Genomic DNA, 13,765 nt, shown 5'->3' with positions numbered 1-13,765 from the left:
CTGACTCGAACCAGCGCCAGTCCACCGCAGCCCCGAGGGGCCTGCCGGAATGCCAGCCCGCCGCCAATGACCCTGGCTGCGGGCTTTTGTTTTTTTGCGGTCGCGGCCGGCAGTGTGGCAATGGGCCACCGGCTTCCTCCTCTCGCCTAGGAACCGAATGATCCGCACGCCCTCCGATCCCAGCGCTCTCGACAACGAGGTGCCTGCACCCAAGCAGGCCGCCAAGCCGCTGCGGATGAAGGTGCCGAAATCCAAGCAGCGTGCGCTCGTCCGGGAGTTCGGCCTCGACGTGGAGAGGCCGAGCGAGGAAGAGGCTGAGCTGCGCCGCAGCCAGCTGCGCTCGCTCATCGAGATAGGCAAGGCCCGCGGCTACCTGGTCCAGCGCGAGATCAGCGATCACCTGCCCGACAAGCTGGCCGATGCCGAATCGCTGGACGCGACGGTCAAGCTGCTCGGCGACATGGGCGTCACCGTCTACGAGCGGGCGCCTGATTCGGCCACTCTCCTGGTCGAGGGCGGTGCGACCGCCGTGGCCACCGACGAAGAGGCGGAGGAGGCCGCGCTGGCCACCGTCGGCTCGGATTTCGGCCGCACGACCGATCCCGTGCGCATGTACATGCGCGACATGGGGACCTTCGAGCTGCTGACCCGCGAGGGCGAGGTCGAGATCTCCAAGCGGATAGAGGCCGGCATGCAGGCCATGATGCTGGCCATCTCCTCGTCGCCCATGGTGATGGCCGAGATCCTCGATTGCGGCGACAAGGTCGCCACGGGCGAGCTGCTCATCTCGGACGTGGTCGACGGCTTCGTCTTCGAGGGCCAGGCCGACGATTACGTCGCCGAGGAGGAGGACGACTCCTTCGACGATGCGGACGACGAGGAGGAAGGCGAGGGCGGCGGCCAGGCCCTGAGCCGCCAGCAGGAGCAGATGAAGGTCACCGCGCTGGCCAAGTTCGCCCTGATGCGGGCCAGCTTCGATCGCCTGGGCCAGGCGTTCAAGCGCCAGGGGCATGGATCGGCCCGCTACCGCGCCGCACAGCAGGCCCTGAGCGATGAGCTGATGACGGTGCGCTTCACCGTCAAGACCATAGGCCGCCTGTGCGACCTGCTGCGCGAACAGGTCGAGCAGGTGCGCCGCCATGAGCGCGAGCTGCGCCGCATCGCCGTCGACCGCTGCGGCATGCCCCAGGCGCACTTCGCCGAGCACTTCCCGCCTCATGCCCTCGATCCGGCCTGGGCGCCGGCCGAGGTGGCAGCGGGGCGGTCCTACAGCGCCGCGCTGGGCCGCCAGGTGCCGGCCGTGCAGGACCTGCAGGCCAAGCTCGCCGAGATCCAGAGCCGCGGCGTGATCCCGCTGGCCGAGCTCAAGGCCATCCACCAGAGGATGGCCGACGGAGAACGCGCCTCGCTCGAAGCGAAGCAGGAGCTGATCGAGGCCAACCTGCGGCTGGTGGTGTCGATCGCCAAGAAGTACGTGAACCGCGGCATGCACTTCCTGGACCTGATCCAGGAGGGCAATGTCGGCCTCATGAAGGCGGTCGACAAGTTCGAGTACCGGCGCGGCTTCAAGTTCTCGACCTATGCGACCTGGTGGATCCGCCAGGCCATCACGCGGTCCATCGCCGACACCTCGCGCACCATCCGCGTGCCGGCGCACGTGATGGACTCGATCAACAAGCTCACGCGCGCCAGCCGCCAGCATCTGCACGAGTTCGGCTTCCACGCCGACGTGCCCACGCTGGCCGCGAAGCTCGCGCTGCCGGAAGGCAAGATCCGCGAGATCATGCAGATCGCCAAGGAGCCGATCTCGCTGGAGCTGCCGGCGGGCGGCGAGGGCGAGGCGACGGTCGGCGATTTCATCGAGGACGGCCACAACCCGGACCCGGTCGAGGCCTCGCTGCAGGCCGACCTGTGTCGTGCGGTCAACGAGCTGCTCGAGGGCCTGTCGCCGCGCGAGGCCAAGGTCCTGCGCATGCGCTACGGCATCGACATGACCAGCGACCACACGCTGGAGGAAGTCGGGCGCCAGTTCGACGTGACGCGAGAGCGCATCCGCCAGATCGAAGCGAAGGCCCTGCGCAAGCTGCGCCACCCCAGCCAGTCGTCGAAGGTGCGGGCCTACCTGGATTAGGCCCCCACGGCCCCTTCCGGGGCCTGCCCCCCAAGGGGGCTCGCGCAGCGGACCGGCGAAGCCGGATCCGCGCACGCCCTTGAAGGGAGCGGCGCTGCGCGCGCTCGGAGGGCACGCCCCTGCCGGGGCCTGCCCGGAAGGGGCTCGCGCACGCCGTTGAAGGGAGCGGCGCTGCGCGCGCTCGGAAGGCGACGCAGACCTGGCGAGAGGTGCGTAGCGGGACCGGCGGAGCCGGATCCGCGCACGCCGCTTGGAGGGGCGGCGCGAAGCGCGCCCCGATGGGTTGATCAGGTCGGGCTACTGCTTGGGCGCGTCCGTCGACACGGCCAAGGGCGTGTGGTGCGGGCGGACGAAGTTCTGCGAAGCGTCTTCGTATGCGGTGGCCGAGATGATGGGACCGCTGGTCGGCACGACGCCGCCGAAGATGGTGGCGAAGGCGGCGTCTGCCGCATCGCGGCCGGTGCCGATGCGAACGAAGCCCAGCGGGATGCCCGTGCCCGAGGGATCGAAGATGTACCAGCGGTCGCCCACGTAGACCTCGACATAGGCGTGGAAGTCGGGCGGACCGAGCGCAGGGTCGGCGCCATAGTCGGTGCCCGTGGTGAAGCGCGCCGGGATGTTGACGGCCCGGCACAGCGCGATCATCAGGTGCGCGAAGTCGCGGCACACGCCGACCTGCTCGACCAGCGTCTCGATCGCCGAGGTCCTGGGGTTGGAGGTGTTCGAGGTGAAGGTGACCTGCTGCTGCACCCAGTCCATGATGGCCTGCACGCGCGGATAGCCGGGGGCCAGGTGGCCGAACTGCTTCATGGCCAGGCGCAGCAGCTTGTCGGACTCGCAATAGCGGCTCGGGTACACGTATCCCAGCGCCTCCAGAGGCAGCCGCTGGATGGGGATCTCCTGCAGCTGGGCGGGATCGGCGCGGTGGTGCCGCAGCTCCACAGTAGCCCGGTACGACAGCTGCAGATCACCCTGCAAGGCTTGCAGGCGCAAGTAGCGGTTGCCGCTGATGGGATCGGTCTGGATGTCGGGCCGGATGGGCTGGCTGAGCCAGAGTTCCTCCGCCGAGACCGACTGGCAGGGGGTATGGGCCGGGTGGATGTTGAAGATGAAATCGGCACCGGGCGATTCGATCCGGTAGCCCAGGCCTATCTGCAGGTCGATGCGGACCTTGGCCGTGGCGTCATTGCTGTTCATGGGGACCCTTTCCTGTGCGGTGGGCCGCCGGGGAAGCCGGTGACCGTGCAGTGGATGAAACGGAGCTTGGCCACCGCGGGCGGCGGCAGCACGAAAGGATAGAAATCGTGCTGCCCCATCGCGCGAGACATCTCGTTCATCGCGCCGGTGAGCCGGACCCATCGATGCAGCATATCGAGAAAAGCCTGGGCTCCGCTGGCTCTGGGCCGCCATAGGTCGGCCACGCCGAAGGCATCCGCCTCGCCTTCGACCCGCTGGGGCTCCATGCCGAAGCTGGCCGCGGTGTCGAGGCTGTCCCGCAAGTGCAGATAGTGCGCCCAGCTCTCGGCCCAGTCCTCGCAGGGATGCACGCTCGCGTAGGCGCTGACGAAGCGCTGTCGCCAGTCTGCAGGCGGGCCGCGCTCGTAGTGGGTCTGCAGGGCGAGGGCATAGTCCTTTCGCTCGTCGCCGAACAGGCGCCGGCAGGGGGCCTGCCATTCGGTGCGCGCGATGAGCCGGGCCCAGTAGTAGTGCCCGATCTCGTGGCGCAGATGGCCCAGGAGCGTGCGGTACGGTTCGCCCATGTCGACACGGGTTCGCTCACGCACGACATCGTCGGCCTCCTCGAGATTGATCGTGATGACGCCAAGCGCATGCCCGGTCATGATGCGCGGCTGCCCGGGCTGGTTGCTCAGGAAGTCGTAGGCGAGTCCGCGTTCGCGGTCCTCGGACACCTTGGAAGCCACCGGAAGGCCCAGGCCGATGAGCTGCGAGACGAGCCTGCGCTTGGCTCTTTCCAGGCACAGCCAGTGGGCCCGGTTGCGGCCTTGCGAAAGGTTGGGGATGGTGCGGTTGAGGCGGCAGGCCCGGCAAAGCGTCGAACCCCCGCCTTCCTCCGGTTCGATGAGCCAGTTGCACGCCGCCGCGGTGGCGAAATTGGCGCACCGGCGGTACACGGCCGGCGGCTGGGTCCCGTCGAGGGAGATCTGCCAGGTGTCCGGCTCGGCCGCGGCCTGCATCGGGTACAGGGCGCACCGCGAAGGGACATAGCCCAGTGCGGCCTCGCAGGCGAGGCAACGGCTGTTCCGAAAGAACACCTGCCGGCCGCAGCGGCACCGGTAGGCACGCGGCGTCGCGACGCCATGAGCGCTTGGCAAGAGCGTGGGGTCAGCTGCGGATCGCAGGAGTCTCTTCGCCTCGTGCATCGGCCCCGCGACGGGTCAGGCGAGCCATGGCGGACTGCAGGTCGTGCCCCGCGAGCCAGGCCTCGCTGCGCTGGGTCCATCGCTCTTGCGATTCCCCCGTCGCTTCGGGCCCGTTCTGCGTGCTGCTCATGGGGTTGGAACAGGCGGTGTCGCCCCGGGCGGCCGCCTTGGCCCCCTGCCTGACGAGTTCGGCATGTTCCGGCGGTGCCAGTGCGGCGTGCGTTTCGGATCTGCCGGACGCCTCGCTGCAGATCTCGCCTCCCAGGGGCGTCAGCTTCAGGTCGCCGCCGCGCCATTCGAGCCAGTTCAGCGCCACGTAGTCGTCGATATAGCCTTCCGGGATGTCTCGGGCCCGGCGTCGGAACAGCATGTCGACCGAGGTCTGCAGGGCTTCACGCAATGTCTCGCGCCTGTGCGGCCCCGGCTTCGCGGAGCGCATCGCGCTTGTGGGATGGGTCATCTCGATCCTCCAGAGTCCTGCGCAGGCACATGCCTGCGCATTGCAGAACGCCAAGAAAATCAACGAAGGGGGAGATCGACCGAGGCCCGCTGCTGATGCGAGCGGGGAACAGAAGAGACCTGCGAATCGAAGGTCTTGCACATGTCTACCCGACCCATGCTACCCGAGTGGCCTTTGGCTCTCCGGACAAAGACCTTGCTGCGGGCTGCCGGGCTCGCCGTCCCGCCCGGTCAGAGCGACAGCGGACACGCCAGGTGGTCGGCATACATCCTGTCCCGGTGGGCCAGGAGCTCGGGCGCCAGCGCCTGCCGGGTCGGCTCGTCCAGGGTCTCGAAGGCGGCGCGCGTCGCGGGATCCATGACGCAAAGTTCGTCCGGCAGCGGGCTGAACAACGCCAGGCACGTGGCCGCGTAGATGTCCACTGCGCTCAGGGTGCTGCCGACGTAGTAGCGGCTGCCCGCGGCCTGCTGGTCCCGCAGCCTGGTGCTCAGCATCCCGAGCAGCTCGATGACACGCGGGCCGTAGCCCGGCGCGTCTTCGGGGCGGTAGCCGTACTTCTTCGCCAGGTAGGCGGCCACCTTGGGCGGGAAGCCGCCGGTGCCTTGCAGGCCCGCGTGCACCAGCTGCAGCCGCCGCGTCCATCCCAACCCGCCTTCCCCACAGATCTCATGCGCCAGGCCCATCGCGAGCGCGCGATCGACGGCATTCCGCGGCAGCAGCGGGGGCTCGGGCGCCAGGCGCTCGGCAAGCAGCAGGATCTGGTCCCAGGCGTGGCGAGGTGGCTCGTCATCGAGGAGGGCCACCGGGCCATCGCGGCGGCCGCCGGTCCACTGCTTCAGGGCGTCGCTGGCGTAGTCCAGGCGCACGGCGGTCCAGTCGAGTCGCTTGACGTGGAAGAGGCCCTTGGCCGCCTCGCCCCAGGGGCTGGGCACGCCGCCCACCACCACCATGCGCAGGCCGGGACGCTGCAAGGCCTGTTCGACGCTGACGTATTCGAAGGTCAATCGGGTCTCCCAACGGCCGTCTCGTGGCCGGCAGGGCACGACTGTAGACGGGACTTCCGCACTTCGGCCCCCGAAGGCGAATTGCCGCGGCCGGGGAGGGCACTGCCGGGGACGCCGTGATCGCCGGCGGCGCCAAGGCGGCATGGTTCAGGGACAGCGAAGGGAACATCCTCGCGCTCATCCAGAGCCTTTCGAAAAGCTAGCGGGCTGGACGGCTAGCGCACCTCGATCGTCGCCAGCCCCTCGACGAACAGCAGCTTCTTGCTCCAACCGGGGCCGAAGATGCCGGCGTCGACGCGGTATCGGCCCGGGGAGTCCGGCGTCCACTCGAAGCGGAAGATCCGCGTCTGCCCGGCACCCAGGCGCTGGTCGGCGACGATCTGCTGCTCCACCTTGCGACCGGCCTGGTCCTTGATCTCGACATCGACCAGGGCCGCATGGGCGGTGCCGCCCCGGTTCGAGACCTGCACCTCGAGGGTGGTGCCGGTGCGGGCGCTCGTCGTCGCTTCGACCTGGGTCATCGAAAGTACCAGGTCCGGCGGCTTCGACGAGGCGGGCAAGACCGCTGCATCCTTTGGAGACAGCCACTCCCGCAGCTTGTTCGCGATGATCGCGGGCTCGGAGTCGACATTCGACAACACCACGATCGTCAGGCCTTCCGCCGGGACCATCTCGAACCGGTTGGTCGCACCCGGTGCTCCGCCGCCGTGCCACACGATGCGTCGCCCGTCCTGCTGCTCGATGCGGGCGCCGTAACCGTATTCGACCCCGTCGGGCTGCTCGGTCACGCCCGTCCAGAAGCGATCGAGCAGCTCGGCTCGCAGGAGCTGCCCCCGATACAGGGCAGCGGCGAAACGTGCCATGTCGCCGGCCGTGGAGAACGCCATATGCGCCGGCGTGCCGATCAGCGGGAGATCGGCGGTGTTGGGCACCCGTTGATGGCCCGGGCCGTCTTTGTAGCCGACCGCCATCCGGCCCGGATGCCGACCCGGCCGCATGAAGAATCCGGTCTCTCGCATCCCGGCAGCGTCGAAGACGTGCCGCTGGACGTAGGCGTGGTAGGTCTCGCCGGCCGCGCGCTCGATGATGGCGCCCAGGAGGACGTAGCCCGCATTGCTGTAGTCGAACTGCTGCCCCGGGTGGAACGACAGCGGAGCGCCGACGAACGGTGCCGCCATCTGCGCGAGGGTGGTGGCCTCGCTCGGCGGCTCCAGTCCCTTCTCGATGGCCTCGCGGGCCCCGACGACGCCGGACGTATGCGACAGCAGATGGTGCACGGTGACGCGCTGTCCCAGCTCGGAACCCGCCAGTTCCGGCAGCCAACGGCCCACCGGGTCGGTCAGCTGGAGCTTTCCCGCCTCGACCAGCTGGCCGATGGCGACCGCCGTGAACATCTTGGTGATCGAGGCGAGGTTGAACCGGGTATTCAGCCCGTTCGGCACGCGAGCCTCGCGGTCTGCTTCGCCGAACGCCCGCGCGTAGAGCGTGCGTTCGCCTCTTTGCACTTGCACCACGCCGGCGAAGCCCCCACGGCGGACCAGCTGGGCCAGGAGCCGGTCCAGCCGCTCGCGCAGCTGCTTGTCGTCGACGGCTGAGTCGGCCAGCGCCGGCGGGGCGGTCACCGCGTCGACACCGAAACCGACGATCTTGTAGGGCGGGGCCGCTCGGGTGAATTCAGGAGGCGCGGCGGTGGCGAAGAGCGAGAGGCGGTACCAGGCGGCGGTCGCCTTGGCTTGCGCCAGCACCTGCAGGGTCGCGGTGTCGGACGCCTCGATGCGCCGCAGTGACAGTCCCCCGGTGAGCTCGAAGAGCCGATGCAGCTGGTCCGCCTGGCCGGCGGCAAAGGCCGGATCCTGCTCGGCCTGCGCGAAGCTTTCGGCGGCAAGGCGCTCCAGTGACCGGGCATCGCCCTCGTTGATACTTCGCACGAGCGCTTCCAGCCGCAGCCCGGCCACGGTGATGGGAAATTCAGGCGATGCGGGCGCGGCGGCCGCCGCGCCACAGGCCGCGAGCAGCCACATCGCCATGCCCGCCAGGCTCACCAGTGGATTCACCGTGCGCCCGTATCGACCATGACCTGGGTTGCCCATGCGCCTGCCCTGGCCGACCTCATGAATTCACTGGCGCCTCGCTCAGCCCTTCCACACGAACGGGAAGGCGACCTGCTTGAAGAAGCCGTCCGGCACGTAGTCGCCCAGCACGCCGTAGTGCGCCGGCCATTCGCGATCCGATTTCACGGCAGTGCCGAAGAGGTGGTCGAGAAAGGCGAAGTGGGCGGCGTAGTTCTTGTCGATCGCCTCGGTGTCCTGCGAGTGGTGCCAGTGGTGGAAGTTGGGCGTGACGACCAGGTAGCGCAGCGGCCCCAGTCGAACGCTCACGTTGGCGTGGTTGAACACCGCCTGGAAGCCGACGACGATGATGTAGGCATCGATCACGTCCTTGCTGAAGCCCAGCAGGTAGATCGGTGCCAGCACCAGCGTGCGGGTGATGATGAGCTCGAGGATGTGCTGGCGGCTGCCCGCGAGCCAGTCCATGCTCTTGACGCTGTGGTGCACGGCATGCAGGCGCCACAGCACCGGCACCTCATGGTAGGCACGGTGCGTCCAGTACTGCACCAGGTCGGCCACCAGCACGATCAGGAACAGCGCCACCCAGAAGTTCAGCTGCTGCACCCAGCCGCGCACGCCGTCGTTGGCCGCCCAGCCGAACAGCTTGTGCACCAGCAGGTTCGTCGCCAGCAGCACGAAGCCGACGAGCATGTGGTTGACGACGAAGTGCTGGAAGTCGGTCTGCCATTCGGCCCGGAAGACCGGCTGCTCCTTGCGAAGCGCGAACAGCTTCTCGATGAAGACGAAGATCAGCGTCGAGCCGAGCAGGTCGAGGATGAACCAGTCCAGTCCGATGTATGGCGTGTGGTCGGGGAAGTCGCTGTCCACCGGCACCTTGTGCCCGCCGAACGCGAGCGACACGCCGATGAGCGCGAAGGTGGCGAAGGCCAGCCAGCGGGCCCGGCCGCGGATGATGTTGAACAGGGCGATGGCGCCGGACAGCACCAGCGACCAGAACATCAGCTGGCGGACGACGTCCACCTTGTAGGCCTGGCGCAGCTGCGGTGTCGTCAGATACTCCGGCCAGTGAAAGGCGAGCACGCCCAGGAAGCACAGGATCGCCAGCCCCAGCGCTATCACCCCCGAGACCATTCCCTTGCCCGGCCGCAGGGCCCCGTGCGACTGGCTCAGCCGCGTGAGTTTGTTCAGCTCGTCCATTCCTGCCCTCCCAGGCGGTGCGTGATGATGAGGCGGCGATTATCGACAGCCGCCAGGCCGGTGCCCAGGCGCAATGGCGCCCAGCGGCGCTCGCAAACTGCGGACTGTGTCTCGCTGCGGGGCGCTTTGGCGGGGCCCGCCGGCGCGCGGGCGTGGACCGGTTCTAGACTGGTTCCTCTTCGAGGGGAGGGACATCCAATGCAAGACCAGGCCATGCCTGGCGAGGGCGATTTCGTTCGCGTGGCCAGCTGCGCCACGCCCACCGAGGCGCACTTGCTGAAGAACGTGCTCGAGGCCTGCGGACTCGCGCCCACCGTCACGGACGCGAACCTGGCCCAGGCGCAAATGCTGCTGGCTCAGACGATCGGTGGCGTGAGGGTATTGGTGCCGGCGAGCCAGGCCGCTGCGGCGCGGCAGGCGATTGCCGAATTTCGCGCGGGCGCCTTCGAGCTGGACGACGGCGACAAGGCGCCAGCGCCGACGACGCGACCGCTGGCCGCGGCGGTGTTCAGCCCGGATCGCGCCACGGTGTGGAGCTTTGCCCTGACCCCGGTCTTCGGCGCCAGCCTTCAACTGGCCAACTCGTTGGCGGCCGGCGATCGCGGGGCCCAGCGGCGCGATGCCGCGTGGCTGGCAGCGATGGCGGTGTTGACCGTGATGGCCGTGTTCGTCGCGCATCGCCTCAACCCGGGCCTTTTCGTGGTGTTTCGCGCGAGCATCGCGACGGCCATGCCACGGTGTTCTGGTACTTCCTGTCCATGCAGCAGCGAAGCAAGCAACTGGTCGATGCGCACGGTCACGCCTATGCCAAGCGGCCGATGGTCGTCCCGGCGCTGGGGGCTGTCGGCGTCGCCCTGTTGGTGGGCTGGGCGCTGGGGGAATGAGCGGCAGCGGCCCGTCTCGTCCCGGCGTTCCATGCCCGAGCCCAGCCGCGGCCCGGTCGATTCGGATTCGGCACCCGGCGGCTGAGGCAACGGCGCAGATCTGAGCGTGCAATAAGTCCGGATGAACCCTGGACCCGGCGCTTAGGCCGGGGGAGGCGGCTGGCATCCTCGGCCATCGAGTTCTTGCCGCGGATGGGTCATGAAGCTGAATCGTCGTCACCTGCTTCTCAGTGCAGCGCTGGGCAGCCTGGCCGGCCGGGCCTGGACCGCTCCGAACGCCGCCCGGCCGGCCGCGCCGCTGCTGCCGGCGCTTCGCATCTACATTCCCGGCGGCGCCGGTGGCGGATGGGACCAGACCGGTCGCGCGCTGGGCGAGGCGATCCAGGCGGCCGGCCTGGTGCCCAAGGTCGACTATGAAAACAAGGGCGGCAAGGGCGGCACGATAGGACTCGCGGATTTCGTCGAGCGCTTCGACCACGACCCTGCGGCCCTGATGATCGGCGGCATGGTGATGGTGGGCGCCATCGCCGCGTCGGCGCCCAAGGTGACGCTGGCCCAGGTCACGCCCCTGGCCAGGCTGACCAACGACTACCTGGCGATCGTGGCGCTGCCGAAGAGTCCCTTTGCCAACCTGAAGGCGATGAACGCCCAGTTGCAGCAGAAGGTCGCGAGCGTCACCTTCACCGGCGGTTCGCTGGGCGGGGTTGACCACATGCTGGCGGGCATGGTGGTGCGGCAGCTGAAGCTGGACACCAATGAGCTGCAGTACCTGCCGATGACGGCGGCCAAGGAGTCGATCGCGCTGCTGGAGGCTGGCAAGGCCCAGGTCCTGATCTCGGGGTACAGCGAGCTGAAGGCCGAGATCGACGCGAAGCGGCTGGTGCCGCTGGCCGTCTCGTCCGCGCGTTCGCTGCATGGCATCCCCTCGCTGAGCGAGCAGGCCCTGCCGATCGAGCTGGCCAATTGGCGCGGCGTCTTCTGCCCCGCAGGCATCACCGACGTGCAGAAGTCCGTCCTGCGGTCCATCGTTCTTGGCGCGGCGGAGTCTGCGCCCTGGAGCCAGACGCTCAAGGACAAGGACTGGATGCCCGCCTTGCTGAGCGGCACCGCGTTCGCCCAGTCCCTGGAGATCGACAGCAGCATCGCGGGGGTCGTGGCGCACATGCTGAAGCTGCGCAGCTGAGAGCCCGGCGCAGGGCCTCACGCCTCGGTGTCCACCACCAGCGGGAAGTGGTCGCTGAGCGCCTGCCAGGGTTCGTCCCTTGGGATCTGCACCGCCAGCCTTCGCTCGGCCCACGCCTGGGGCACGAAGCAGAAGTCGATGTGGAAGGGCCGCTCCGGCCTGCGCAGGAAGTGGTGGGTGGCATGCTCTTCACGCCCGTAGGGCACGGCGTGGTGCCGGTGGTAGGCGCTGACGAGACCGGCGGCATGCAATTGATCGAAGCCCAGCGTCCACCATTTCATCCGGGCGCCCGGCTTGTCGAACACCGGATTGCCGTTGAAGTCGCCGGCCACGATGGTGGGCCCGCGCTGCAGCAGCCGGGCATAGGCGGCCAAGCCGTTGAGGAAGGCCTTGGTGTAGCTGGGCGCGGGCCAGGTCCACACCGCCAGCAGGTTGAAGTCGACCGGGCCGCCGGTGACCCGCAGCGGCGCCACGCAGTTGGGCAGGTCGGCGGCGGGCTTTCTCAGCCGCGCGAGCCGCAGCCCGTTGAAGGCGCGGACCTGGATGCCCAGGCGCGACGCGTTGGAGGGAAACCAGCGCACCTGGTCGGTCTGCTCCGGCGGCGCCAGCGCTTCGGCGATCACCGCCAGGTCGGGTCGCAGTCGCTCCAGCGCGGCCAGCTTCTTGTCGAAAGGGCCGCGGCAGCAGTTCCAGGTGACGATGCGCATGGCCGTCGTCGCGTCTATCGGCTCAGGCAGCGGGAGTTGTCCGACTGGAAGGCGTCGCCGGTCGGGGCGCCGTCGGGGCCGGTGAGGATGCGATCGACGGCGTGGGTCTCGAAGCGGCTGCCGTCGGGCCCGTTCCATTCGCCGCGAATGGGGATGTCGTAGAAGGCCGCCCGCTGGTCGAAGCTCTTGCGGCCGGAGAAGCGCACGGTGTAGCCGGAGCCCGAACCTTCGTACTGCTCCTCGACCACGACGCCGCCCTGGGCGTTGCCGGTGACCGTGAGCGAAGTGGTGCCGGTGGTGCGGAATCGTTGGCCGTTGCAGGGGTCCAACCCCGGGACGCGCCCCTGGAAGCTCACGCGCTGGGGCGGCAGCGTGGCCCCGCCGGCCGCCTGGCGACTGCGTTCATAGGCGAACCATCCGCCCGCCATGGCGAGGAGCACGAGAGGGCCGGCAATCCACGGCCATCGAACCGCCCTCCCGGCCTGGCCGGCGTCCGGCTCGGGCCGGGGGACTGGCGCGCCCTGCCGCCCGGCAGCGCGGTCCGTCACGTGGGGCTCCAGCGCGCGTGCCAGCACCTCGACGTCGGAGTCCCAGCGCGCGTGCGTGAGCTCCACGGCGTTGCGATAGGCCAGGTCGGAGACGTCGGCCGGCAACTGACCCGCAGAGGGCATGCGGGCTCCCTGCACGAGCACCGGCACGACGGGGATGTCCCGCTTCAGGGCGGCCGCGGTCTCCAGCCGAACGTAGTCTCCAGCGTCGTCCAGGCGGCGCTGGCCCTTGTCGTCGGCCGCCTCCAGCCAGCGCGGACCGATCAGCGCGAGCAGCACGCCGCAGTGGGACACCTGCTGGTCGATCACGCGGCGGAAGTCGCGCCCGGGCTCGATGTCGACGACATCCATGAACACGGCTTCGGGGCCGAAGCGCTCCTGAAGATCCTTGAACAGCCGGCCGGCCTGGCCTTCCGCATCACTGCGGCGGTAGCTGATGAAGATGGCGCCCATGCGGAAGACCTCCCGGGAGTTTCCACTCGCGCCGGCAGGCTACCTCAGCAAGTGCCGGGCGGCACTCCCTTCTTGCCGGGAGTCGCTCAGGCGGCGCGGCACAGCGCCACCTTGTGCAGCAACTCCAGCAGGATCCCGCGCTCGCCCGGGGTCAGCCGGGCTGCCAGGATCTCCGCCTCGCCTTCGATCAGGCGCCGCGTGGCCTCCTGGGCGAGGGACTCGCCCTCGGCCGTGAGCTCGAGATGGTTGGCCCGCCGGTCCGACGCGCTTTGCGCGCGGCGCACCAGGCCGCGCTGTTCCAGCTTGTCTATCCACATGGTGATGTTGGGAGCGGTCACGTCGAGCGCCCTCACCAGGCGCCCGGACGTGCAGGCCGGGTTCTCGCGGATCAGCATGAGGATCGTGTATTCCACCCGCCGCAGCCCCAGGGGATCGCCCGCCCGCTGGCGGAACACCGAGTCGGTGGTGATGGCCGCCTGCGCGATCTGGTAGCCGAGGATGTGCTGCAGGCCGGATTCGACGAGGTGGCCAGCGGGTGTTTTCGGTCGTGGTGAAGGCGGCATGGCGCGCATTGTGAGCGTCCCAGGGCCGGTTCCGGCCCGCCCCCCGTGAGGGGATCAAGCAAAGTGGCGATGCCGCATTTGCTGGCGGTCCGGATACGGGCTATCCCTAGGCAAGTGATTAAGTAGATTAAATAAAGTCGGTACTGATCAACAGCCTCCGGACGGCTCCTGCCGGCCGGTGAAAG

Annotated in this window: 12 protein-coding genes; 3 read left to right on the top strand and 9 right to left on the bottom strand. The window is 68.9% G+C overall.

Features of this window, described 5'->3' with window-relative positions; all coding sequences use genetic code 11:
* Window positions 1-157: 157 nt before the first annotated feature.
* Window positions 158-2,131 (top strand): RNA polymerase sigma factor RpoD, encoded by a 1,974-nt coding sequence (gene rpoD, locus ACS5PM_RS02350; protein WP_439385010.1) that lies wholly within the window; start codon window positions 158-160, stop codon window positions 2,129-2,131.
* Between the two features lie 297 nt (window positions 2,132-2,428).
* On the opposite strand, the gene ACS5PM_RS02345 is transcribed toward rpoD, so the two are convergent.
* The 6 genes from ACS5PM_RS02345 to ACS5PM_RS02320 form a co-directional block, all read right to left on the bottom strand.
* Window positions 2,429-3,328 carry a transglutaminase-like domain-containing protein gene (locus ACS5PM_RS02345; protein WP_439385008.1) on the bottom strand — a complete coding sequence of 300 codons (900 nt, stop codon included), beginning with the start codon at window positions 3,326-3,328 and terminating at the stop codon, window positions 2,429-2,431.
* Window positions 3,325-4,512 carry a zinc-binding metallopeptidase family protein gene (locus tag ACS5PM_RS02340; protein ID WP_439385006.1) on the bottom strand — a complete coding sequence of 396 codons (1,188 nt, stop codon included), beginning with the start codon at window positions 4,510-4,512 and terminating at the stop codon, window positions 3,325-3,327. The genes ACS5PM_RS02345 and ACS5PM_RS02340 overlap by 4 nt, the downstream gene beginning before the upstream one ends.
* Window positions 4,475-4,972 (bottom strand): CrpP-related protein, encoded by a 498-nt coding sequence (locus ACS5PM_RS02335; RefSeq protein ID WP_439385004.1) that lies wholly within the window; start codon window positions 4,970-4,972, stop codon window positions 4,475-4,477. The genes ACS5PM_RS02340 and ACS5PM_RS02335 overlap by 38 nt, the downstream gene beginning before the upstream one ends.
* A gap of 230 nt (window positions 4,973-5,202) precedes the next feature.
* Window positions 5,203-5,976 carry a glutathione S-transferase family protein gene (locus tag ACS5PM_RS02330; RefSeq protein ID WP_439385002.1) on the bottom strand — a complete coding sequence of 258 codons (774 nt, stop codon included), beginning with the start codon at window positions 5,974-5,976 and terminating at the stop codon, window positions 5,203-5,205.
* A 215-nt stretch (window positions 5,977-6,191) separates the two neighbouring features.
* The gene (locus ACS5PM_RS02325) at window positions 6,192-8,030 is read right to left on the bottom strand and encodes a serine hydrolase (protein ID WP_439385000.1); all 1,839 of its coding nucleotides are present in this window, start codon (window positions 8,028-8,030) and stop codon (window positions 6,192-6,194) included.
* A 78-nt stretch (window positions 8,031-8,108) separates the two neighbouring features.
* On the bottom strand, window positions 8,109-9,242 hold the full coding sequence (locus ACS5PM_RS02320) for a sterol desaturase family protein (RefSeq protein WP_439384998.1): 1,134 nt from the start codon (window positions 9,240-9,242) through the stop codon (window positions 8,109-8,111).
* 273 nt (window positions 9,243-9,515) lie between these two features.
* On the opposite strand from ACS5PM_RS02320, the gene ACS5PM_RS02315 reads away from it, so the two are divergent.
* Both ACS5PM_RS02315 and ACS5PM_RS02310 read left to right on the top strand, forming a co-directional pair.
* The gene (locus tag ACS5PM_RS02315) at window positions 9,516-10,211 is read left to right on the top strand and encodes a hypothetical protein (protein ID WP_439384996.1); all 696 of its coding nucleotides are present in this window, start codon (window positions 9,516-9,518) and stop codon (window positions 10,209-10,211) included.
* A gap of 114 nt (window positions 10,212-10,325) precedes the next feature.
* The gene (locus ACS5PM_RS02310; RefSeq protein WP_439384994.1) at window positions 10,326-11,309 is read left to right on the top strand and encodes a Bug family tripartite tricarboxylate transporter substrate binding protein; all 984 of its coding nucleotides are present in this window, start codon (window positions 10,326-10,328) and stop codon (window positions 11,307-11,309) included.
* Window positions 11,310-11,326: 17 nt separating this feature from the next.
* Here the strand turns inward: ACS5PM_RS02310 and ACS5PM_RS02305 are convergent, their stop codons facing one another.
* The 3 genes from ACS5PM_RS02305 to ACS5PM_RS02295 form a co-directional block, all read right to left on the bottom strand.
* Complete coding sequence (locus ACS5PM_RS02305; protein WP_439384992.1) at window positions 11,327-12,016, bottom strand: exonuclease/endonuclease/phosphatase family protein; 690 nt, start codon at window positions 12,014-12,016, stop codon at window positions 11,327-11,329.
* 14 nt (window positions 12,017-12,030) lie between these two features.
* Complete coding sequence (locus tag ACS5PM_RS02300; RefSeq protein WP_439384990.1) at window positions 12,031-13,017, bottom strand: toll/interleukin-1 receptor domain-containing protein; 987 nt, start codon at window positions 13,015-13,017, stop codon at window positions 12,031-12,033.
* An 86-nt stretch (window positions 13,018-13,103) separates the two neighbouring features.
* On the bottom strand, window positions 13,104-13,580 hold the full coding sequence (locus ACS5PM_RS02295; protein WP_439384988.1) for a MarR family winged helix-turn-helix transcriptional regulator: 477 nt from the start codon (window positions 13,578-13,580) through the stop codon (window positions 13,104-13,106).
* Window positions 13,581-13,765 lie beyond the last annotated feature (185 nt).

It is taken from the genome of Ideonella flava, from assembly GCF_051857595.1.
GTDB lineage: Bacteria > Pseudomonadota > Gammaproteobacteria > Burkholderiales > Burkholderiaceae_C > Ideonella.
The sequence above is the reverse complement of the archived record's forward strand: the minus strand, read 5'-3'. Positions and strand labels throughout refer to the sequence as shown.

Bases quoted from the DNA above. Each gene is read 5' to 3' on its own strand.
- ACS5PM_RS02310 (WP_439384994.1), top strand. From the start codon at position 10,326: ATGAAGCTGAATCGTCGTCACCTGCTTCTCAGTGCAGCGCTGGGCAGC.
- ACS5PM_RS02320 (WP_439384998.1), bottom strand. From the start codon at position 9,242: ATGGACGAGCTGAACAAACTCACGCGGCTGAGCCAGTCGCACGGGGCC.
- ACS5PM_RS02345 (WP_439385008.1), bottom strand. From the start codon at position 3,328: ATGAACAGCAATGACGCCACGGCCAAGGTCCGCATCGACCTGCAGATA.
- rpoD (WP_439385010.1), top strand. From the start codon at position 158: ATGATCCGCACGCCCTCCGATCCCAGCGCTCTCGACAACGAGGTGCCT.
- ACS5PM_RS02335 (WP_439385004.1), bottom strand. From the start codon at position 4,972: ATGACCCATCCCACAAGCGCGATGCGCTCCGCGAAGCCGGGGCCGCAC.
- ACS5PM_RS02300 (WP_439384990.1), bottom strand. From the start codon at position 13,017: ATGGGCGCCATCTTCATCAGCTACCGCCGCAGTGATGCGGAAGGCCAG.
- ACS5PM_RS02340 (WP_439385006.1), bottom strand. From the start codon at position 4,512: ATGCACGAGGCGAAGAGACTCCTGCGATCCGCAGCTGACCCCACGCTC.
- ACS5PM_RS02295 (WP_439384988.1), bottom strand. From the start codon at position 13,580: ATGCCGCCTTCACCACGACCGAAAACACCCGCTGGCCACCTCGTCGAA.
- ACS5PM_RS02305 (WP_439384992.1), bottom strand. From the start codon at position 12,016: ATGCGCATCGTCACCTGGAACTGCTGCCGCGGCCCTTTCGACAAGAAG.